Source organism: Micromonospora sediminimaris, assembly GCF_016863575.1.
GTDB classification, from domain to species: domain Bacteria; phylum Actinomycetota; class Actinomycetes; order Mycobacteriales; family Micromonosporaceae; genus Micromonospora; species Micromonospora sediminimaris.
The window spans coordinates 1-20,517 of the sequence record NZ_BOPD01000014.1; the positions used below are offsets into that span (position 1 = coordinate 1).

The following is a 20,517-nucleotide window of genomic DNA, read 5'->3' on the forward strand; positions in this document are numbered from 1 at the left end:
GGCACCTGGCGGGACCTCACCGAGAACGTCAACCAGCTCGCCTCGACGCTCACCACCCAGCTACGCGCGATCGCCCGCGTCTCGACCTCGGTGACCCGGGGCGACCTCACCCAGCGGATCGCGGTGAAGGCGCAGGGCGAGGTCGCCGAGCTGAAGGACAACATCAACCAGATGATCGTCACCCTGCGGGAGACGACCCACAAGAACGCCGAGCAGGGGTGGCTCGACTCCAACCTCGCCCGCATCGGCGGCCTGCTCCAGGGCCAGCGTGATCTCGGCGAGGTCTGCCGGATGATCATGCAGGAGGTCACTCCGCTTGTCGACGCGCAGCTGGGTGCCTTCTTCCTCGTGGACAACTCCGAGGGCGTGATGCGGCTGCGGTTGACCGCCTCGTACGGCTACGTCTCCCGGGGGCACGACGTGACCTTCGGGCCGGGCGAGGGGCTGGTCGGCCAGGCCGCCCTGTCCCGGCGCACCATCCGGGTCGGAGCCGTACCGGACGGCCGGATCACCCTGCGGTCCGGGTTGGCCGACACGCCACCGGCCGACCTGGTCGTCCTGCCGGTCCTCTTCGAGGGCGAACTGCTCGGCGTGATCGAGTTCGCCACCGTCACACCCTTCTCCGAGCTGCACCTGTCGTTCCTGGAACGGCTGGTCTCCACCATCGGCATCGCGGTCAACACCATTCAGGCGAACCGGCGTACGGAGGAACTGCTCGCGCAGTCGCAGCGGCTGGCACACGAGTTGCAGGAGCAGTCGGCGGAGTTGCAGCGGACCAACGCCGAACTTGAGGACAAGGCCAAACTGCTGTCGGAGCAGAAGGCGAACATCGAGACCCAGAACCGGGAGATCGAACTGGCCCGGCTGGGCCTGGAGGACAAGGCGCAGCAGCTCACCCGGGCCTCGGCGTACAAGTCGGAGTTCCTGGCGAACATGAGCCACGAGCTGCGTACGCCGCTGAACTCGCTGCTGCTGCTGGCCCGGTTGCTGATGGAGAACTCCGAGCAGAACCTCACGCCGAAGCAGATCGAGTTCGCCCGCACGATCCACGGCTCCGGGTCGGACCTGCTGCGCCTGATCGACGACATCCTGGATCTTTCCAAGATCGAGGCTGGGCGGATGGACGTCGAGCCGACCGAGGTCCGGTTCACCGAGATCTGCAACTACGTGGAACAGGCGTTCTCCCCGCAGGCCGAGGAGAAGGGCCTGGACTTCCAGGTACGCATCGGCAAGGACCTGCCGCCGGCCGTGGTGACCGACGCGCAGCGGCTTCAGCAGGTGCTGCGCAACCTGTTGTCGAACGCGGTCAAGTTCACCGACAACGGTGCGGTGACCCTGCGGATCTCCCGGGCGCCGGAGCACGCGGTGTTCGACGTACCGGCGCTGACCAACGCCCGGCAGGTGATCGCCTTCACGGTGATCGACACCGGTATCGGGATCTCCGACGACAAGCTGTCGCTGATCTTCGAGGCGTTCCAGCAGGCGGACGGGACGACCAGCCGCCGGTACGGCGGTACCGGGCTGGGCCTGTCGATCAGCCGTGACCTGGCCCGGCTGATCGGGGGCACGATCACGGTCGCCTCGGCACCCGGCCAGGGCTCGACGTTCACGCTCTACCTGCCCGACGTACTGGCGCCGGACGCGGTGGTGGCACCCGCGCCACCGTCACCGCAGCGGGCGGGTCTGCCGTCGTCGTTGTTGATGCCGCCGATGGAGTTGCTGTCGGAGGCGCCCGAGGCGCCGAAGACCCGCCAGCTCGACGGTGCCACCGTGCTGATCGTCGACGACGACGTGCGTAACGTCTTCGCGCTGACCAGCGCGCTCGAACTGCACGGAATGACCGTGCTGTACGCCGACAACGGCGCCGACGGGGTCCGCCTGTTGGCCGAACACCCGGAGGTCGATATCGTCCTGATGGATGCAATGATGCCCGATCAGGACGGATACGAGACAACCCGACAGATCAGGCGTAATCACCGGTTCGCGGACCTGCCGATCGTGTTCCTGACGGCGAAGGCCATGCCGGGGGATCGTGAGTCGGCGATAGCGGCCGGAGCCAGCGACTACATCACCAAGCCGGTCGACCTGGACCAGTTGATCGAGCTGATGGGCACCTGGATCAGTGGCAGCCGTACCGAGGAGGGCTCGTGACGCAGGTGGCGAAGGCGCTGCTGGTCGATGATCGCCGGGAGAACCTGATGGCCCTGGAGGCGATCCTCCAGGGGCTGCCGGTGCAGTCGGTCGCCGTGGAGAGCGGTGAGGCGGCGCTGAAGCAGTTGCTGGTCGACGACTTCGCGGTGATCCTGCTGGACGCCCAGATGCCGGACATGGACGGGTTCGAGACGGCGAGCCACATCAAGCGGCGGGAGCGTACCCGGCACGTGCCGATCATCTTCCTGACCGCTGCCGACCGGGACGCTCAACTGGCCCTGCGCGGCTACGCGGCGGGCGCGGTCGACTATCTCACCAAGCCGTTCGATCCGTGGGTGCTGCGGGCCAAGGTCTCCGTCTTCGTCGAGTTGTGGACCAAGACCCGTCAGCTGGCGGCGCAGTCCGAGATGGTGCGCGAACGTGACGCCCAGTGGCGGCTGCTCACCGACGCCGTCGACGAAGCCACCACCCTGCTCCGCAACGCCGACGACCCGGAGGCCCACGCCCGCGCCGTAGCCCTCCTCGAACAAGCCCGCTGGGGCACCACCCCCGACTAACCCCCTACCCACCCCCACCCCGCCCACCCCGCCTCCCGCCGCCCGCCCGCGATCTTGCAGTTTTTGTCCCGACGAAAGGTGCAATTCGGGGCATTTGGGCGACCGAAAGTGCAAGATCGCGGCGGGCGCGGGCGCGGGCGCGGGGGTGGGTTAGGGGGTGGGGGTGTCGTTGCGGATCATCAGGGCGCTGCGTAGGCCGGTGATGTCCAGGACGCGTAGCAGGAACTCGCCGACGTTGGTCAGGACGAGCAGGCTCTGCGCGTGACTGGCCTTGCGGCTGAGGACGACCAGGGTGCCCAGCCCCTGCGAGTCGCAGAACGTCACGCCGCCGAGATCGAGGACGATCCGGGGCGGGGGCTCGGTGAGAACCTCGTTGACGACGGTCGATAGCTGGGCGGCCGTTTGCATGTCGATCTCACCGGCAAGGCGGAGGACTGCTTCGTCGCCCGTTCGGTGTACGGTGATGGACAGTTCGGCACGATCCACCGGGTCAGCCTATCGCGATCTCCGTCGACCGGCCTGTCGAGGCGTGCCGTCCCCGCGCAGCGTGCCGGGGGTGAGCCCGGTAACCCCTGGCCGGGGTGGCTGCCGATCCGCAGCCGGGCGCTGACACAATGGCGGCATCGTGACCGAGGTGTTTACCGCCGGATCCGACCGCTACCCGGTCGACGCGCCGGCCTCAGCGGCCCTGTTCGACCGCGCCTGCGCCATCGTGCCGGGCGGGGTGAACTCCCCTGTGCGCGCCTTCCGGGCGGTCGGCGGCACCCCACGCTTCATGGTTCGAGGTGAGGGGCCCTGGCTCCACGACGCGGACGGTCGCCGTTACGTCGACCTGGTCTGCTCCTGGGGGCCGCTGATCCTGGGGCACGCTCACCCCGAGGTGGTCGCGGCCGTGCAGGCCGCCGCCGCGCACGGCACCAGTTTCGGTACGCCCACCCCCGGCGAGGTCGAACTGGCCGACGAGATCGTCGCGCGTACCCCGGTCGAGCAGGTCCGGCTGGTCAACTCGGGCACCGAGGCGACGATGTCGGCGATCCGCCTGGCGCGCGGCTACACCGGTCGCTCAAAGGTCATCAAGTTCGCCGGTTGCTACCACGGGCACGTCGACGCGCTGCTGGCCGCCGCCGGCTCCGGCGTGGCCACCCTCGGCCTGCCCGATTCGCCGGGGGTCACCGGCGCGGCGGCCAGCGAGACCATCGTGCTGCCCTACAACGACGTGACCGCCGTCGAGGCCGCCTTCGCTGCCGAGGGCCAGCACATCGCCGCGGTGATCACCGAGGCCGCACCGGGCAACATGGGCGTGGTCGCCCCCCGTGACGGGTTCAACGCGCAGCTGGCCAGGATCGCGCACGCGCACGGCGCACTGCTGATCGTCGACGAGGTCATGACCGGGTTCCGGGTCTCCCGCGCCGGCTGGCACGGCCTCGATCCGGTCGAGGCGGACCTGTGGACGTACGGCAAGGTCATGGGTGGCGGCCTGCCCGCCGCGGCGTTCGGTGGGCGCGCGGAGATCATGTCGCGACTGGCTCCCGCCGGTCCGGTCTACCAGGCCGGCACCCTCTCCGGGAACCCGCTCGCCTGCGCGGCCGGGTTGACCACGTTGCGGCTCGCCGACGACGCGCTCTACCGCCGGCTGGACGACACCGCCGCCGTCGTGGGCAAGCTGGCCGCCGACGCGCTGGCTGCCGCCGGGGTCCCGCACCGGCTCTCGTACGCGGGCAACATGTTCTCGATCTTCTTCACCGATGCCGACGTGGTGGACTACGACAGCGCCCGCACCCAGCAGGTGCCGGCGTTCAAGGCGTTCTTCCACGCGATGCTCGCTGCCGGGGTCTATCTGCCGCCGAGCGCGTTCGAGTCCTGGTTCGTCTCGGCGGCGATCGACGATGCCGCCCTGGAACAGATCGCCGGCGCGCTGCCGACGGCGGCCAACGCGGCGGCAGCGGCAGGTCACGGGGGGTAGCGGTGAGTAAGACGGTGGTCCACGTGCTCCGGCACGGCGAGGTGTACAACCCGGACGGCATCCTGTACGGCCGGCTGCCCGGTTTCCGCCTCAGCGAACTGGGCGTCCAGATGGCCAAGGCCGCCGCGCAGGGGCTCGCCGAACGCGAGGTCGTGCACGTGGCGGCCAGCCCGCTGGAACGCGCCCAGCAGACCGCAGAGCCGATCGCCGCCCAGTTCCGGCTGCCCGTCGGAGTGGACGAGCGGCTGATCGAGAGCGCCAACTGGTTCGAAGGCAAGAAGGTCTCGCCCGGCGACGGTTCCTTCCGCGACCCGCGCAACTGGTGGGTGCTGCGTGACCCGGTCACCCCGTCCTGGGGCGAGGCGTACCGGGCCATCGCCGAGCGGATGTTCGCCGCGTTGCACGCCGCCCGGATCGCCGCCGAGGGCCGGGAGGCCGTCCTGGTCTCGCACCAGCTGCCGATCTGGACGCTGCGCCGCTACGTGGAGCGCAAGCGGTTGTGGCACGATCCGCGTCGCCGGCAGTGTGCACTGGCTTCCCTCACCACCTTCCACTTCGACGGCGCCAAGATCGTCGGCATCGGCTATTCCGAACCGGCCGCACACCTGGTGGCGATGTCGCCGACCGCGCGGACGGCCAAGGGGGCCTGAGATGGGCGTCCGGAGGCTGGCTGTCGGCCTGCTCGCCGCCGCGGCCACCGCGATGCTCCTGAGCGGTTGTACGGGCGACGGGCGGGAGTCCGACTGCGACAGCGCCGGCGGCATCGTCGAGTGTGCCCCGGAGCAGCGGTCCGCCGCCCCGAAGATCGCCGGTGAGCTGCTGGCCGGTGGGTCCTACGACGTGGTCGACCAGCGGGGCAAGGTCGTGGTGGTCAACTTCTGGGGCTCCTGGTGCGCGCCGTGCCGGGCCGAGGCCGACGACCTGGAGAACACCTACCAGGCGACGAAGGACGCCGGGGTGACCTTCCTCGGCATCAACGTGCAGGACAGCCGGGACAAGGCCATCGCCTTCGAGGAGGGCCGGGTCAGCTACCCGAGCATCTTCGACCCGGGCAGCCGGCTCGCCCTCGACATGGACATCCCGCCGAACACCATCCCGGCCACCGTCGTGCTGGACCGGGAGGGACGCATCGCCACGGTGATCCGGGCGGCGGTCCGGCAGGAGGGGCTGCAACCCATTGTCGAGCGGATCGCCGCCGAGGCGCCCGCGCCGGCCGGTCAGCGCTGATGGGCGGGACCTTCGGTCAGCTCGCCGAGTCCGGCCCGTTGCTGTTGGCGTTGGGCGCGGCTGCCCTGGCCGGTCTGGTCAGCTTCCTGTCTCCGTGCGTGCTGCCGCTGATGCCCGGCTACCTCTCGTACGTCACCGGGCTGGCCGGCGCGGACCTCGAAGGCCGGCACGCGCCTCCCGCGGTGGGCGAGATACCGGGCGGTGGTGGCGGCGTCGGCACCGCGGTACGGGAGAGCACTCGGGTCGCCCCCGCGGTGAAGGGTCGGGTGCTGGCCGGGACGCTGCTGTTCATCGCCGGCTTCACCGTCGTGTTCACCGCCACGGCAGTCCTGTTCAGCGGCGTCGGCCGGGTCTTCTTCGACCACGAACGGACGCTGGAGATCATCGTCGGCGGGCTCATCGTCGTGCTCGGTCTGGGCTACCTCGGTGCGCTGCCCGGGTTCCAGCGTGAGTTCCGGATCAACCGGCTGCCCGCCGCTGGGCTGCTCGGCGCACCGGTGCTCGGTGCCGTGTTCGCACTGAGCTGGGTGCCCTGCACCGGGCCCACGCTGGCCGCGGTGCTCGGGATGGCCACCACCAGCGGGCAGACCGACCGGGCGGTGGTGCTGGCGGTGGCGTACTGCCTCGGGCTGGGTCTTCCGTTCGTCGTCTTCGGGTTGGGCTTCAACCGGCTGCTCGGGGTGTTCCGCACGGTGCGCCGGCACAGCCGTTGGGTCACCCGGATCGGCGGGGCGCTACTGATCCTGATCGGGCTGGCGCTGGTCACCGGTGGCTGGACCAACGTGGTGATCTGGTTGCAGACCACGGTCGGGGTGGGCAACTTCGAGGTGGGCATCTGATGACCGCCGTGGACGACCGTCCCGCCACACCGGCCGAGGCGCCCCGACGCCGGCCCAACCCGCTGCTCGCGCTGCTGCGCAACTCGTGGCGGCAGCTGACCAGCATGCGTACCGCGCTGGTGCTGCTCTTCCTGCTCGCGATCGCGGCGATCCCCGGGTCGGTGCTGCCGCAGCGTGGGGTCAACCCCGAGGACGTACGCGACTTCTACACCGCCAACCCCGACCTGGCGCCGCTGCTCGACCGGGTGGGCGCGTTCGAGGCGTTCAGCTCGGTCTGGTTCTCGGCGATCTACCTGCTGCTGTTCACCTCGCTGATCGGCTGCATCACGCCCCGGCTCCGCGACCACGTCCGGGCGCTGCGGGCCCGTCCGCCGGCCGTACCGAAACGGTTGGAGCGGCTGCCGCAGCACGCGGTGGTGCCCGCGCCCGAGGGCGGCGCGGCGGCGGTCGCCGAGACGCTGCGGCGACGGCGGTGGCGGGTGGCGGTACGCGGCGACGAGGTCTCCGCCGAGAAGGGCTACCTGAAGGAGACCGGCAACCTGATCTTCCACACCTCGATGGTGCTGGTGCTTGTCGGTGTCGCGCTCGGCTCCTGGTACGGCTGGCACGGCAACCGGCTGCTGGTGGCGGGAGCGGACCAGGTCTTCTGCAACACCCGCCAGCAGTACGCCGAGGCGAAGCTCGGTCCGCGCGTCGGTGACGACCTGCCCCGCTTCTGTATGCAGCTGGACGAGTTCGACGCGCAGTTCCTGCCGAACGGCCAAGCGTCCTCGTTCAACGCGAAGGTGACAGTCGACGAGGACGGCGGTGCGCCCCGCCAGGCCGAGTTCTCGGTCAACGCACCGTTGCGCCTCGACGGCGCGAACGTCTACCTGCTCGGGCACGGCTACGCCCCGGTGATCCGGTACACCGACCGGTTCGGTGGCACCCAGACCAGCACCGTGCCGTTCCTCACCACCGGCGACATCGGGCTGACCGGCGAGGGCCTGGCCGCCTTCCCGGACGCCAACGTCGACCCGGAGACCGGCGAGCGGAACCCGGATCTCCAGGTGGCCTTCTCCGGGCTCTACCTGCCGACCGCACCGCAGCAGCCGCCGTTCGTCCGCTCGGAGCACCCGACCGAGCAGAATCCGCTGCTCGACCTGGTCGCGTACCGGGGGAACCTGGGGCTCGACGCCGGCATCCCCGGCTCGGTCTACCAGCTCGACCAGCGTCAGCTACGCAACGGCCGGCTCACCGAGATCGGTGCGAAGCAACTGCGGATCGGCGAGAGCTGGACGCTTGACGACGGCACCACCGTCGAGTTCGTGGGCACGGAGCGGTACATCGTGCTGTCGGTACGGCACGACCCGGGCACGATGCTGCTGCTGGTCAGCTCGATCGGGCTGGTGCTGGGGCTGATGGGTTCGCTCTTCGTCAGGCGTCGGCGGGTGTTCGTGCGGCTGCTGCCGGCCGGCCCGGGTGACCCCGACGGTGGATCTCCGACGGGCGGTAGTAGTTTGGTCGAGGTGGCTGGTCTGCCGCGTACCGAGCATCCCGGGTTCGCCGCCGAGTTCGCCCAACTGGTCGCCGCGATCGGTGGACGATCCGGTGACGCCGGCACCGACCCGGGCGCGTCGGCCCGGGCGCGGGAAGGAGCCGAGTGATGTCCGCACTCTCCGATCAGCTGGTGTCGATCGCCACGCTTGTGTATCTGCTGGCGATGATCAGTCACGCCGTCGAGTACGCCCTCGGCAACTCGCGCGCCAGGGTCGTCGTGGCACCGGCCCGCGAGCTGGTCGGCGCGGGGGTGGGCGCGTCGACCGTCGAGGTGACTGTCGGTCCGGACGGGGACGGCCTGGCGACGAATGGCATCGCCACGGATGGCCGGAGCGCGAGCGATCTCGCCGACGGGTCGTCGGCGCTCGGTGGCGCTGTGGTGGACCCGGCGACATCGGGTCGGGCCGATCGGACCGCGCGGCGGGCGGAGCTGGGCGGCCGGATCGCGGTCGGGCTGACCGCCGTCGCCGCCGCGCTGCACCTGGCGGCACTCGTCACGCGGGGCCTGGCCGCTGACCGGATGCCGTGGGGCAACATGTACGAGTTCGTGCTCACGGTCTCGTTCATCGGGGTCGCCGCCTGGCTGACCGTGCTGGTGAAGTGGCCGTTCCTGCGCCGCCTCGGGCTGTTCCTGACGCTGGTGATGGTGCTGCTGGTGGCCACCGCCGAGCTGGTGCTCTACACCCCGATCGTGCCGCTGGTGCCGGCGCTCAACTCGTACTGGTTCATCGTGCACGTGTCGACGATCGTCTTCGCCTCGGGCCTGTTCCTGCTGGGCGTGGTGCCGGCGGCGGCGTACCTGATGCGGGCCGGGTACGAGAACGGCAAGCGCAGCTTCCCGTACACCCTGGCGAAGCGGCTGCCGGCAGCGGCCGGGCTGGAACGGCTCACCTTCGTGCTGCACGCCTTCTCATTCCCGATCTTCACCTTCGCGGTGATCGCCGGGGCGATCTGGGCCGAGGCGGCCTGGGGTCGCCCGTGGGGCTGGGACCCGAAGGAGACCTGGGCGTTCATCTCCTGGGTGGTGTACGCCGGCTACCTGCACGCCCGCGCCACGCCGAGCGTGCGGCGGAACACGGCCACCTGGCTGGCCATCCTCGGCTTCCTGACCGTGCTGATGAACCTCTTCGGCGTGAACATCTTCTTCGAGGGCCTGCACTCCTACGGCGGCCTCTGACCTGCAAGACGTATAACCACACTTATAGTAACTGTGGTTATACGTCTTGCGGACAGCTCCGAGGCGGGGCCGACAGCGGCCGGTGCCGCCGTAGCGTCTCGCCCACCCGCAGGGTGACCTGGTAGGCGACCTCCGGCACATCGGCCAGCTCGATCCGCTCGGACCGCAGCCCGAGCTGCGCGTGCAACTCACGGGCGATGGCGTCGCGCAGCTCGACCTGCAGCGGCGACAGCCCGTCCGGCTCGCCGACGACGTACGCATCCGACATGCCTCAATGGTGTCGTCGCCCGGCATCCCGGTCCACGGTCGGTGAGATGTTCCCCAAATCCGTCGAGATCTTGGACAGTTCCCGTTCTTCGCTAACGGGAACTGTCCAAGAATTACTCGGTGTAATAGGCGTCGACGGTCAGCGGAGGGCTTCGCGGGAGAGGAAATCGGCGCGGCGGATCACCTCGGGCAGGCGGTAGCGCCGGCTCAGGTCGAGCGTGATCGTGGTCGCCTGGTTGAGGCTGGTGCGGTGGCCGACCGAGACGAAGACCGGCTTGACGTCGGTCTGCGTACGCAGCACCCGACCCAGCACCTCGTCGCCGTCGCGCAGTGCCGACCACTCGCCCCGACGGGTGCCCGGCTCGTCGTACGCACCGACGAAGGGCGTCTTGGCCACCCCGAAGGTGGGCAGCCCGGTCAGCACGCCCAGGTGGCAGGCGAGCCCGAACCGCCGGGGGTGGGCGATGCCGTACCCGTCGCAGACCACCACCTCGGGGCGATGGCCGAGCCGGCCCAGCGCCGCCATCAGGATCGGCACCTCCCGGAAGGCCAGCAGCCCCGGCACGTACGGGAAGCTCACCGTGCCCGGTACCACGGCCGACTCCACCTCGGCGCCGGTGGTCAGGTCGATGACCACGGCGGCGGCGACGATCCGCGACGAATCCTTGTGGTACGACACGTCCACGCCGGCGACCAGCCTCGGCGCGCCGTCCAGGCATTCCTCCAGGTCGAGGTGCCGCCGCAGCTCCTGCTGGATCCGCTCCGCCTCGGCCACGGAGGCCGGCGAGATGGCCGCCGCGCCCGGCTCCTCGGCGGTGGCCGCCGCGCCCGGCTCCTCGACTACCGCCGGCTCGTCGTCGGAGTGCGGCCGGTCGGCAGTGACGATCGTCATGAGGTGCGAGCGTACGACCAAAGCGGCGGTCAGTCGGTGGGGTGTGGGCGAGGAGCTCGTGGGGCGGCCCAGCCGAGGAACCGCTCGTGCAGCGCGGCGGGCTTCGGCGCGTTGTGGGGGTCGAGGCGGTACAGATCCTCGACCGCGTCGTACAGCAGCCCGGCGAGGTAGATCGACAGGGCCACGTGACTGTCCCGGTACTCGGCGAGGAGGGTGAGCCGGGCGTTGGCGCAGGGCCACGGTGCGGCGCAGGCCCGGCACAGCCAGAGCGGCCGGAGCGCGACGTGGATCTGCGACGTCATCTGCGTACTCCTGTCTGCCAGCCGGTTGGCGGCGGGGCCGTCCGTCGCCGACGTGCCGGACGGCCCCGCCTCGGTTGCGCCCGTCCTTTCTGCCGGATCCGGGCGGTTCCGATGGGGACAGTCTGGTGCGCCGCCGACTACGCTCGGAAGGCATCCCATCGCCCTGTGTGCCTGGTCTGTCCCCCGGTGAGGGCGGTGAGAAACGCCTGTCGTGCTGGTGAGGAGTGGTGTGGGTGGACGAGCGGTCGCGAGTGCTCATCGAGGAACTGCGACACATGCGGGCGGCACGCAAGGTGACGCAGGAGGATCTGGCCCGGGCGATCAACTATTCGCCGTCGACGGTGGCCATGGTGGAGACCGAGGCGCGTAAGCCGCCGCCCGACTTCTGGGAGCTGGCGGACGCGGCACTCGACACCGGCGGCGCGTTCGTCCGGATGCTGGCCCGGCTCGGTGCGCCGCAGTGGATGCGGGAGTGGGAGGCCAACGAGCGGCAGGCCACCGTGCTGCGGTCGTTCCAGCACACGGTGGTGCCGGGGCTGCTGCAAACCTCGGCGTACGCCCGCGCGCTGTTCCGCAGCGTCGGCCTCTACGACGACGCGGAGGTGGAGCGGCGGGTGGAGGCGCGACTGGCCCGGCAGGCGGTGCTCACCTGCGAGCGACCGCCGCAGCTGGTCACGGTGCTGGACGAGCACGTGCTGCGCCGGCCGGTCGGTGGGCCGGTGGTGATGCGCGAGCAACTGTGGCGGCTGGTCAAGCTGGCCACCGAGCACGCCCGGGTACGGCTGCACGTGGTGCCCGCCTCGGTCGGCGCGTATCCGGGTGTCGCCGGGGCCTTCGTGCTGGCTACCCTTCCCGGTGGGGAGGATGTGGCCTATCTGGACGATCAGCTCAAGGGCCAGGTGATCGACCACACCGAGGACGTGCTGGCGATCCGGGCCTCCTGGGAGGCGATCCAGGGCGAGGCGTTGCCGCCCCGGCAGTCGATCGAGTTGTTGACGGAGGTGGCGGAGTCATGGCGGAGCTGACCGACGCCCGGTGGCGCACAAGCACCCGGAGCAGCACCAACGGCGGAGACTGCGTCGAGGTGGCCGACAACCTGCCCGGCCTGGTCGCGGTCCGGGACAGCAAGGACCGCGACGGCGCGGTGCTGGTCTTCGGCCCGGCGGCCTGGCGGACGTTCGTGGCGGTGCTTCCGATCAGCCGGTGAACCAGCCGGGGATGTCGAGGCGGAACCAGTTGGCGGGGGTGACGGCCCGCAGGTCGTCCTCGATGGCGGCCACCCGGTCCGCGCCGAGCGTTTCCGTCCAGCGCTGTCGCAGCGCGTCGAAGATGACAGCCGACCGGCGTAGCCCGTCGAGCCCGTGCGGGGTCAGCCGGACCAGCTTGCGGCGGGCGTCGCGGCTGTCGTCGGCGCGTTCCAGGTAGCCGAGGGCGACCAGCCGGTCCACGGTCTTGCCGGCGGCCTGCTTGGAGACGCCCAGCCGGTGACCCAGCTCGGAGGCGGTGGTGCCGTCGGCGCCGACGGCCTGGAGCACGAAGCCGTGCAGCGGGCGCAGCTCCGCGTGACCCTGCCGGGCCAGCTCGGCGTGCAGGTCGTCGATGAGCGTCCGGAAGCCGGCAAGCAACAGCAGCGGCAGCACGAAGCCGGGTCGCTGCGGTTCAGGTGTTGGCAATTTCGACAACCTGGTTTACGGTTTGGTCAACCACGTTGACTAATCTACGGCAAGGGGCGCCGCCATGTCCACGCACGTATTCACCACCCACACCATCGACACCGCGCCGGAGGCTGCCCGCGCCACCATGACCGGCGTACGCCGCAAGATCGGTCACCTGCCCGGGGCGGTCGGCCTGATGGCCGAGTCCCCCGAACTGCTCAAGGGCTTCCTGACCGCAAACGCCAGCTTCGAGAGCTGCGGGCTGGACCCGATCCAGCGGGAGGTCGTGGTGCTCACGGTCGCCGGTCGGAACGAATGCCACCTCTGCGTCGCCATGCACACCGCCACCCTCGTCCGGCACGGCGCTGCCGCCGAGCTGACCGACGCGCTGCGCGCCGGCACCGACCTGCCCGACGAGCGGCTGGAGGCGTTGCGACGCTTCACCCTGGCCGTGCTCGACAACCGGGGTGCGGTGCGCGACGAGGAACTGGCCGCCTTCCTGGCCGCTGGCTACCAGCCCCGGCACGCCCTGGACGTGGTGCTCGGCGTCGGCACGTACACCATCTCCACCTTCGCCAACCGGCTCACCCGGGCGCCGATCGACCCGCCCCTGGCCGCGTACGCGTGAGCCGAGCCAGCTCGCCGAAGAGGCACGGTCGCGCAGGCGCAGGCGCAGGCATCGCAGGATTCGCCCGACCGCGGTGTCCCGTGACAGGCGGGGGTGGGGCGCGCCACAGGGCGTACGGCCACCCGGCGTGGGCAGCACCAGCGGACGTAGGACAGACTTGCGGGCATGGCGGCTCGTGGCTTCCCGTACACCGATCTGAAGGATTTTCTCGCGGCGCTGGAGCGCGCGGGCGAACTGCGGCGCGTCAGCGTCCCGGTCGACCCGACGCTGGAGATCAGCGAGATCGTCACCCGGACGGTGCGGGCCGACGGGCCGGCGCTGCTGTTCGAGCAGCCCACCCGGGGTGAGATGCCGCTGGCGATCAACCTGTTCGGCACCGAGAAGCGCACCGCGATGGCGCTCGGCGTCGAGTCGCTTGACGAGATAGGCAACCGGATCGGCGAGATGCTCAAGCCGGAGCTGCCGGTGGGCTTCTCCGGCATGATGGGCGGCCTGAGCAAGGTCATGCAGCTCAAGTCGATGCCGCCGAAGAAGGTCAAGACCGCCCCCTGCCAGCAGGTGGTCTACCGGGGTGACGACGTCGACCTGAACCGGCTGCCCGGGCTCCAGGTCTGGCCGGGTGACGGCGGGATCTTCCACAACTTCGGACTGACCCACACCAAGCACCCGGAGACCGGCAAGCGGAACCTCGGCCTCTACCGGCTCCAGCAGCACAGCCACAACACCCTCGGGATGCACTGGCAGATCCACAAGAACTCCACCGCGCACCACGCCGTCGCCGAGCGACTCGGCCAGCGGCTGCCGGTCGCCATCGCCATCGGCTGCGACCCGGTGGTCAGCTACGCGTCGAGCGCGCCGCTGCCCGCCGACATCGACGAGTACCTGTTCGCCGGCTTCCTGCGCGGCGAACGGGTGGAGATGGTCGACTGCCTGACCGTGCCGTTGCAGGTGCCGGCGCACGCGCAGGTGGTGCTGGAGGGCTACCTGGAGCCGGGTGAGCGGCTGCCGGAGGGCCCGTTCGGCGACCACACCGGCTTCTACACCCCGGTCGAGCCGTTCCCGGTGCTGCACGTCGAGGCGATGACCATGCAGCGCGACCCGGTCTACCACTCGATCGTCACCTCGAAGCCGCCGCAGGAGGACCATGGCCTCGGCAAGGCCACCGAGCGGATCTTCGCACCGCTGCTGCGCTTCCTGATTCCGGACATCGTCGACTACGACCTGCCGGCCGCGGGCGTTTTCCACAACTGCGCGATCGTGTCGATCCGCAAGCGGTACCCGAAGCACGCCCAGAAGGTGATGAACGCGATCTGGGGCGCGCACATGATGTCGCTGACCAAGCTGATCGTGATCGTGGACGAGGACTGCGACGTGCACGACTACCGCGAGGTCGCCTTCCGCGCGTTCGGCAACGTCGACTACGCCCGGGACCTGCTGCTCACCGAGGGGCCGGTGGACCACCTGGACCATTCCTCGTACCAGCAGTTCTGGGGTGGCAAGGCCGGCATCGACGCCACCCGCAAGCTCCCCGAGGAGGGCTACCACCGGGGCTGGCCCGAGGAGATGACCATGGCTCCCGAGGTCGTCTCGCTTGTCGACAAGCGCTGGAAGGAGTACGGCATCTGATGGCCACCCAGCCCGCCGACCCCCGCGATCTTGCACTTTCGGTCGCTGATTCGCCCGCTTCGCCCAGCTCTGTCCCGACGAAAAGTGCAAGATCGCGGGGGCGGGTGGGGGCGTTCCTGAAGCTCGTGGCGATTGAGCACTCGGTGTTCGCGTTGCCGTTCGCGTACCTGTCGGCCTTGGTCGCGATGCAGGTGAACGGGGGGCGGGTTCGGTGGGTGGACCTGCTGCTGATCACCGTGGCGATGGTGGGGGCGCGGACGTTCGCGATGGCGGCGAACCGGATCCTGGATCGCCGGATCGACGCTCGTAACCCGCGTACCGCCAATCGGGAACTGGTCACCGGGGCGGTGAGCCTGCGGACGGCCTGGACCGGCGCGGGCGTCGCCCTGGTGGTCTTCCTCGCCGCCGCCGCCCTGCTCAACCCGCTCTGCCTGGCGCTCGCGCCGCTGGCCGTGGTGCCGCTTGTGGTCTACCCGTACGGCAAGCGGTTCACCAACTGGCCACACGCCATCCTGGCCGCCGCTCAGATGGTCGGCCCGGTCGGTGCCTGGCTCGCGGTGACCGGTACGTTCGCCGGCTCCGGGCCGGCCTGGCTGCTCGGCGCCGCCGTCGGCCTCTGGATCGGTGGGTTCGACCTCATCTACGCCTGCCAGGACGCCGAGGTGGACCGGGAGATCGGCGTGCACAGCGTGCCGGCCCGCTACGGGCTGCGCTTCGCCCTGCACGCCTCCACGGTCGCGCACGTGGTCACCTTCGCGTTGTTCGGCTGGTTCGGCGTGCTGATCGGCTTCGGCTGGCTCTGGTGGATCGGGCTGGCCCTCACCGCGGTCGCCTTCGGCTACCAGCATCTGGTGGTCACGCCTACCGACCTGAGCCGGGTCAACCGGGCCTTCTTCACCGCCAACGGTTTCGTCGGCATCGCACTGTTCGCCTTCGCCCTGCTCGACCTGGTCGTCCGGCTCGGCCTGCGCGCCTGATCAGCCCGCCGGCTCGGCCTGCGCGCCTGATCACCTGTTGGACGGCACGGCGTAGCGGGCGCTCTCCATGGTCCAGTCGATGGTGCCGCGGACGGCTCGGGCCACCCCGTCTAGGTGGGCGGTGACGGCCGGGTCCAGCGCCGGACCGAACGAGGGCATCGTGGCGCGCAGGGCGACGAAGCGGCGCATCGACTCGTGCCAACGCTGCGCCGCCAGCTCGACGGCGGCGGGCACCGGCACGCGGTGTGCGGTGGCCAACGCCAGCACCAGGTTGTGGCCGCCGGAGATGGCCGCGTCCCGGTCCAGCGAGGCGATGTCGTTGTACCAGGAGAGCAGGTCGTTACCGATGTCGCGGAACTGGCCCAGCCGTGGGTGGTGGTAGACCGGGTCGGGCAGCGACCGGCCGTGGACGAACTCCACAAGCGGATACGACACGTACGCCGCCGAGGTCGCCCGGCGCAGCTCGACGTACTCCTCGACGCCGGGCGCGTACCCGGTCGCCTTGTTGACCGCCTCCTGCCACGTGCCGTCGAGGTGATGGGCGACCGCGTCGGCGAAGCGCTGCCGCCAGCGGGCGGGCATCCGGCGGCGCGGCTCCCGCCAGGCGCTGACCAGCAGCCGACGTAGCGGACCGGCCAGACCCGGGTGCCGCAGCCGGAAGCGCAGCAGCGCGACCGCGCCGTCCCGTAGGGCACGGATGTCGTCGAGGCCGGTCCGTTCGGGCCCGTCGCAGGCGTCGTCGACCAGGAAGAACCAGGTGAACAGCGCGGTCAGGGTACGCAGGTCGGTCTCGCTGGCATCGGGGTAGAGCCGCCCCGCGTAGCGGGCGAAACCGGCCCGCCCCAGCCGCTCCCGCGTCGGCGCGTCCAACGGCAGCTCGGACACCAGCCACGCCTGCACATCGTCGGCGTACCGGGAGAGCTGTGGCGCGATGGGGCAGGCGGCACGCAGCGACGGCAGGATGTGGTGGGCGGAGTCGGCCGACGACGAGATGGTCCCCACATCCTTCCGGTCGGCCCCCACGGTGCTTTCGTCCCCGGCAGCATGCCAGCTTGCGGTGACCCCCGCAGACCCGCCGGGCGTCGGTGGCGTAACGGCTCAACCTGCGGCGATCATAGGCACCTCGGACGCCTTCCCGGGGTGCCCGACCGGAGCCGGCGGTGACCAGGCAGGCTGAGGGCATGCGCGAACCATGGGTGGTCGGGGTGTCCGGGGCGTCCGGCACGCCGTACGCGGCCGCAGTCGTACGTGGGCTGCTCGACGCCGGGGAGCCGGTGGACCTGATCGTTTCCCGGGCTGCCCGGCTGACCGTCCTCGACGAGACTGGACGGCCGTTCCGGGACGCTCACTGGGCTCAGGATCTGGCTGCCTGGCTCGGGCGGGATGTCGCCGCCGCGGATCTGCGCCACTGGCCCGCCGGTGACCTCGCCGCCGGACCGAGCAGCGGCTCCTACCCGGTACGCGGGATGGTGGTGGTGCCCGCCAGCACGGCGGCCTGCGCCGGCATCGCCATCGGCCTGTCCAAGGACCTGTTGCAGCGTGCCGCCGAGGTGAACCTCAAGGAACGTCGGCGGGTGGTCGTGGTGCCCCGGGAGACGCCGGTGACCCGAAGCCACCTGGAACACCTGATCGCGCTGCACGACGCCGGCGCGGTGGTGCTGCCGGCCAGTCCCGGCTTCTACGGTGCGGGCGCCGCCGCCTCCGGGGCCCAGTTGGTGGACTTCGTGGCGGGCAAGGTGCTCGACGCCCTCGATGTGCCGCACACGCTGTTCAAGCGGTGGGCCGGAAAGTTGAACGCGGACCGGACCTGACGGCCGGCCCGCGTCCCGACCCGTACTTCAGTACATTCCGGCATTCGCCGGGCCCGCAGTGCCGGTCGAAGCGGCCGGGCCCGCGTTTTGCGGTCTACCCATCTCGTCCGCCTCGTCCAGCATGCCCTCCCCTTCAAGCAGGGCTCGCACCTCGGATTCCCGAAACCGGCGATGCCCTCCTGGAGTCCGGATGCTCCCGATCCGGCCCGCCGCCGCCCATCGCGTCACGGTTTTCGGGTCCACCCGAAACAGTGCGGCGACTTCACCCGGTGTCAGCAGGCGATCTCCAGTGTCCACAGCCCCCTCCTCGCGTCGACGAAGCCCCCGGCTGAACACACTGCCCCCGGCCGGTGCGAGCCCAGAGCCGTCATGAGGGACGTATGGCAATTACAGCACCAGCGACCTGGCGTGTCCGCCAAACGCGAAAAACGCACTGAGTGGGAAGTTAGTAAATGGTACCGGCGTCGCGCCCTCCGAACCCCGGGTATGCGAACTGTCACCCGCTGCCAGGTCAAACGGATACCGGAGTCCGGGTGTAACGCCACGCCGACTAGGGTCACAGTCCGTGGACGCCATCGACCTCAACCTCGTGGACCTGCTCCGCGGCAACGCCCGCCTGTCGTACGCCGAGCTGGCCCGCCAGGTCGGCCTTTCCGCTCCGGCGGTGCACGAAAGGGTCGGGAAGCTGGAGTCCGGGGGCGTCATCCGGGCGTACCGCGCGGAGGTCGAGCCGGAGACCATCGGGCTGGGTGTGACCGCCCTGATCGGCATCGTGGAGGACTCCGGGGCGGACACCGACGACGTGCTTGAGGCGTTCCGGGTCATGCCCGAGATCGAATCCTGCTACTTCATGGCCGGCGTCGAGTCCTTCCTGCTCAAGGCCCGGGTAGGCACCATCGCGGAGTTGGAGCAGCTGATCGTTCGGCTGAACCGGACACCCGGGGTCGCCTCCACCCGTACCGGCATCGCGCTGTCGACCAAGTGGGAGAACCGACCGCAGTCGGTCGCTCCGCCGACGGCCTGAGCCCGAGCACCGCCTGTCGGCTTGCTAGGTTTCCGGGCGTGACTCATCTCGACCGGTGCGACGAGGCCAGCCGGCGGTGGGTGACCGAGGCGATCGCGGCGGTCGAGGCTGACGCGAACCGGTCCGCCGACACCCACCTGCTGCCGTTCCCGCTGCCCCGGCACTGGGGGATCGACCTCTACCTCAAGGACGAGTCGGTCCACCCGACCGGGTCGCTGAAGCACCGGCTGGCCCGCTCCCTGTTCCTGTACGGGCTCTGCAACGGCTGGATCGGGCCGGGTACCACGATCGTCGAGGCGTCGTCCGGCTCCACGGCGGTCTCCGAGGCGTACTTCGCCCGGATGCTCGGGTTGCCCTTCATCGCGGTGATGCCCGCCTCCACCTCGCCCGAGAAGATCGCCCAGATCGAGTTCCAGGGCGGCCGGTGCCATCTCGTCCAGGACCCGGCGAAGGTGGTCATCGAGGCACGCTGGCTCGCCGAGGACTCCGGCGGGCACTACATGGACCAGTTCACCTACGCGGAGCGCGCCACCGACTGGCGGGGCAACAACAACATCGCCGAGTCGATCTACGCGCAGCTCGCCCTGGAGCGGCATCCGATCCCGGCGTGGATCGTGGTCGGCGCGGGTACCGGTGGCACCAGCGCCACAATCGGCCGGTACGCCCGCTACCGGCGGCTGCCCACCAAGCTCTGCGTGGTCGACCCGGAGAACTCCGCGTTCTACCCTGCCTGGCAGGCGGCCGACTGGTCGGTACGCACCGGCCGGGGCTCCCGGATCGAGGGCATCGGCCGCCCGACCGTGGAGGCGTCCTTCCTGCCCTCGGTGGTGGACCGGATGGTGCAGGTGCCCGATGCCGCCTCCCTGGCGGCCATGCGGGCCGCCTCGGCGGTGTTGGGCCGGCGGGTGGGCGGCTCGACCGGCACCAACCTGTGGGGTGCCTTCGGCCTGATCGCCGAATTGCTGGCCGCCGGCCGGACGGGCTCGGTGGTCACCCTGATCTGCGACGCGGGCGACAGGTACGCCGACACCTACTACGCCGACGAATGGGTGGCCGGGCAGGGCCTCGACCTGGCACCGCACCTGGCCACCGTCGACCGCTTCCTGACCGACGGCTCCTGGCCGGCCTGACCGCCCGGCCGGCGTCCCTGAACCGGCGTGCCATGGCCGGCCTGACCGCCCGGCCGGACCGTCAGCGGGTGGCGGCGCGCTCGGCCAGCCCTGGGTAACGCAGCACGTAGCCGTCGGCGTCCACCTCGACCTCGGCGCTGAAGCCGCCGCTGGCGTACCGGAACCGGTTCGGGCCCAGCCCGGTGTAGACCTGCTCGGCGGGAAGCACGGTGAGGCTGGGCAGCAGAACCCAGGCCACGCTTATCGAGTGCGCGGTGTCCGGGGGTGCGGTGTTCAGGCCGAGCCGACGCAGCGGCAGCGTGTTGAACAGCGGTGAGCCACCGAGATCCACGTCGAGGGCGTCGGCCAGCCGATCCGGGTCCTCCACGCCGGGCAGCCCGGCCGGGGCGTGCCCGGCGGCGGTCAGGACCGCGTCGAGGTCACCCTGCTCGGCGGCGGTCACCCGCCACCGCTGCGTCGCCCGTTCCAGCCGTACGCTGCGCCGCCACCCGGCTCCCTCGACCTCGACCTCAAGGCGGACACTGGCCCAGTCGGTGTCGGTGGTCACCTGGTAGCGACACGTGTAGGGAACCGGGTCGACGGCCAACTGGGTGCCCTGCGCCGCCAAGCCGTGGCCGTCGTCGACCAGGGCGTGCTCGGCACCGGCGGTATCCGTACGGGTCCACAGCAGTGACTTCGGCGTGGTCGGCATGAGCCGGACGTTACGCCACCCGGCGGAGCCGGGCAGCGTATGCGCCGAAGATCAGCACCGC

24 protein-coding genes are annotated in these 20,517 nt (G+C 70.6%); 16 read left to right on the top strand and 8 right to left on the bottom strand.

Annotated elements, in window-relative coordinates:
• The coding region (locus tag Vse01_RS12155; protein ID WP_204019245.1) for a hybrid sensor histidine kinase/response regulator at window positions 1-2,151 on the top strand (2,151 nt) is incomplete at its 5' end.
• On the top strand, window positions 2,148-2,708 hold the full coding sequence (locus Vse01_RS12160) for a response regulator (RefSeq protein ID WP_093403943.1): 561 nt from the start codon (window positions 2,148-2,150) through the stop codon (window positions 2,706-2,708). The genes Vse01_RS12155 and Vse01_RS12160, both read left to right, overlap by 4 nt.
• A gap of 150 nt (window positions 2,709-2,858) precedes the next feature.
• Here Vse01_RS12160 and Vse01_RS12165 read toward each other — a convergent pair whose 3' ends face one another.
• Entirely contained in the window at window positions 2,859-3,194 is a 336-nt protein-coding gene (locus tag Vse01_RS12165; protein ID WP_093403944.1) for an STAS domain-containing protein, read from the bottom strand.
• 139 nt (window positions 3,195-3,333) lie between these two features.
• Here Vse01_RS12165 and hemL point away from each other — a divergent pair, with 139 nt between their 5' ends.
• From hemL to ccsB, 6 genes are read left to right on the top strand one after another with little or no spacing between them, the layout of a single operon-like run.
• The gene (gene hemL, locus Vse01_RS12170) at window positions 3,334-4,671 is read left to right on the top strand and encodes a glutamate-1-semialdehyde 2,1-aminomutase (protein ID WP_093403946.1); all 1,338 of its coding nucleotides are present in this window, start codon (window positions 3,334-3,336) and stop codon (window positions 4,669-4,671) included.
• Between the two features lie 2 nt (window positions 4,672-4,673).
• The gene (locus Vse01_RS12175) at window positions 4,674-5,321 is read left to right on the top strand and encodes a histidine phosphatase family protein (protein WP_093403947.1); all 648 of its coding nucleotides are present in this window, start codon (window positions 4,674-4,676) and stop codon (window positions 5,319-5,321) included.
• A gap of 52 nt (window positions 5,322-5,373) precedes the next feature.
• Window positions 5,374-5,898 carry a TlpA family protein disulfide reductase gene (locus tag Vse01_RS12180; protein WP_373870669.1) on the top strand — a complete coding sequence of 175 codons (525 nt, stop codon included), beginning with the start codon at window positions 5,374-5,376 and terminating at the stop codon, window positions 5,896-5,898.
• Entirely contained in the window at window positions 5,898-6,737 is an 840-nt protein-coding gene (locus Vse01_RS12185) for a cytochrome c biogenesis CcdA family protein (protein WP_093403951.1), read from the top strand. The genes Vse01_RS12180 and Vse01_RS12185 overlap by 1 nt, the downstream gene beginning before the upstream one ends.
• The gene (gene resB / locus Vse01_RS12190) at window positions 6,737-8,383 is read left to right on the top strand and encodes a cytochrome c biogenesis protein ResB (protein ID WP_093403953.1); all 1,647 of its coding nucleotides are present in this window, start codon (window positions 6,737-6,739) and stop codon (window positions 8,381-8,383) included. Before Vse01_RS12185 ends, resB begins: the two co-directional genes overlap by 1 nt.
• Entirely contained in the window at window positions 8,383-9,453 is a 1,071-nt protein-coding gene (ccsB, locus tag Vse01_RS12195) for a c-type cytochrome biogenesis protein CcsB (RefSeq protein WP_093403954.1), read from the top strand. The genes resB and ccsB overlap by 1 nt, the downstream gene beginning before the upstream one ends.
• A gap of 37 nt (window positions 9,454-9,490) precedes the next feature.
• Here the strand turns inward: ccsB and Vse01_RS12200 are convergent, their stop codons facing one another.
• From Vse01_RS12200 to Vse01_RS12210, 3 genes are all read right to left on the bottom strand, one after another.
• The gene (locus tag Vse01_RS12200; protein WP_093403956.1) at window positions 9,491-9,721 is read right to left on the bottom strand and encodes a hypothetical protein; all 231 of its coding nucleotides are present in this window, start codon (window positions 9,719-9,721) and stop codon (window positions 9,491-9,493) included.
• Between the two features lie 138 nt (window positions 9,722-9,859).
• Complete coding sequence (locus tag Vse01_RS12205) at window positions 9,860-10,465, bottom strand: endonuclease V (protein WP_373870670.1); 606 nt, start codon at window positions 10,463-10,465, stop codon at window positions 9,860-9,862.
• 176 nt (window positions 10,466-10,641) lie between these two features.
• Entirely contained in the window at window positions 10,642-10,914 is a 273-nt protein-coding gene (locus tag Vse01_RS12210; protein WP_093403960.1) for a hypothetical protein, read from the bottom strand.
• 233 nt (window positions 10,915-11,147) lie between these two features.
• Between Vse01_RS12210 and Vse01_RS12215 the strand changes: the two genes are divergently transcribed.
• Complete coding sequence (locus Vse01_RS12215) at window positions 11,148-11,939, top strand: helix-turn-helix domain-containing protein (RefSeq protein ID WP_307818610.1); 792 nt, start codon at window positions 11,148-11,150, stop codon at window positions 11,937-11,939.
• Window positions 11,927-12,121, top strand: coding sequence for a DUF397 domain-containing protein (locus Vse01_RS12220; protein WP_093403961.1), 195 nt, complete (start codon window positions 11,927-11,929; stop codon window positions 12,119-12,121). Before Vse01_RS12215 ends, Vse01_RS12220 begins: the two co-directional genes overlap by 13 nt.
• Here Vse01_RS12220 and Vse01_RS12225 read toward each other — a convergent pair.
• Window positions 12,111-12,587: a MarR family winged helix-turn-helix transcriptional regulator gene (locus Vse01_RS12225; RefSeq protein ID WP_093403963.1), complete on the bottom strand. Its 477-nt coding sequence runs from the start codon at window positions 12,585-12,587 to the stop codon at window positions 12,111-12,113. The genes Vse01_RS12220 and Vse01_RS12225 overlap by 11 nt on opposite strands.
• Before the next feature lie 64 nt (window positions 12,588-12,651).
• Between Vse01_RS12225 and Vse01_RS12230 the strand changes: the two genes are divergently transcribed.
• From Vse01_RS12230 to mqnP, 3 genes are all read left to right on the top strand, one after another.
• Window positions 12,652-13,197 carry a carboxymuconolactone decarboxylase family protein gene (locus Vse01_RS12230; protein ID WP_093403965.1) on the top strand — a complete coding sequence of 182 codons (546 nt, stop codon included), beginning with the start codon at window positions 12,652-12,654 and terminating at the stop codon, window positions 13,195-13,197.
• A gap of 165 nt (window positions 13,198-13,362) precedes the next feature.
• Window positions 13,363-14,823 (top strand): menaquinone biosynthesis decarboxylase, encoded by a 1,461-nt coding sequence (locus tag Vse01_RS12235; RefSeq protein ID WP_093403966.1) that lies wholly within the window; start codon window positions 13,363-13,365, stop codon window positions 14,821-14,823.
• Window positions 14,823-15,800 carry a menaquinone biosynthesis prenyltransferase MqnP gene (gene mqnP, locus Vse01_RS12240; protein ID WP_093403968.1) on the top strand — a complete coding sequence of 326 codons (978 nt, stop codon included), beginning with the start codon at window positions 14,823-14,825 and terminating at the stop codon, window positions 15,798-15,800. The genes Vse01_RS12235 and mqnP overlap by 1 nt, the downstream gene beginning before the upstream one ends.
• 30 nt (window positions 15,801-15,830) lie before the next feature.
• Here the strand turns inward: mqnP and Vse01_RS12245 are convergent, their stop codons facing one another.
• Entirely contained in the window at window positions 15,831-16,823 is a 993-nt protein-coding gene (locus Vse01_RS12245) for a terpene synthase family protein (protein WP_232511216.1), read from the bottom strand.
• A gap of 158 nt (window positions 16,824-16,981) precedes the next feature.
• On the opposite strand from Vse01_RS12245, the gene Vse01_RS12250 reads away from it, so the two are divergent.
• Window positions 16,982-17,611, top strand: a complete 630-nt coding sequence (locus Vse01_RS12250; protein ID WP_093403970.1) for a UbiX family flavin prenyltransferase — start codon at window positions 16,982-16,984, stop codon at window positions 17,609-17,611.
• A gap of 27 nt (window positions 17,612-17,638) precedes the next feature.
• On the opposite strand, the gene Vse01_RS12255 is transcribed toward Vse01_RS12250, so the two are convergent.
• A complete protein-coding gene (locus Vse01_RS12255; RefSeq protein ID WP_093403972.1) occupies window positions 17,639-17,908 on the bottom strand; it encodes a BldC family transcriptional regulator in 270 nt (89 codons plus the stop codon).
• A gap of 268 nt (window positions 17,909-18,176) precedes the next feature.
• On the opposite strand from Vse01_RS12255, the gene Vse01_RS12260 reads away from it, so the two are divergent.
• Together Vse01_RS12260 and cds1 are read left to right on the top strand one after the other, a co-directional pair.
• On the top strand, window positions 18,177-18,635 hold the full coding sequence (locus Vse01_RS12260) for an Lrp/AsnC family transcriptional regulator (protein ID WP_093403973.1): 459 nt from the start codon (window positions 18,177-18,179) through the stop codon (window positions 18,633-18,635).
• Window positions 18,636-18,673: 38 nt separating this feature from the next.
• Complete coding sequence (gene cds1 / locus Vse01_RS12265; protein WP_093403974.1) at window positions 18,674-19,765, top strand: L-cysteine desulfhydrase Cds1; 1,092 nt, start codon at window positions 18,674-18,676, stop codon at window positions 19,763-19,765.
• Window positions 19,766-19,826: 61 nt separating this feature from the next.
• On the opposite strand, the gene Vse01_RS12270 is transcribed toward cds1, so the two are convergent.
• Window positions 19,827-20,456: a putative glycolipid-binding domain-containing protein gene (locus Vse01_RS12270; protein ID WP_093403976.1), complete on the bottom strand. Its 630-nt coding sequence runs from the start codon at window positions 20,454-20,456 to the stop codon at window positions 19,827-19,829.
• Between the last annotated feature and the right edge of the window lie 61 nt (window positions 20,457-20,517).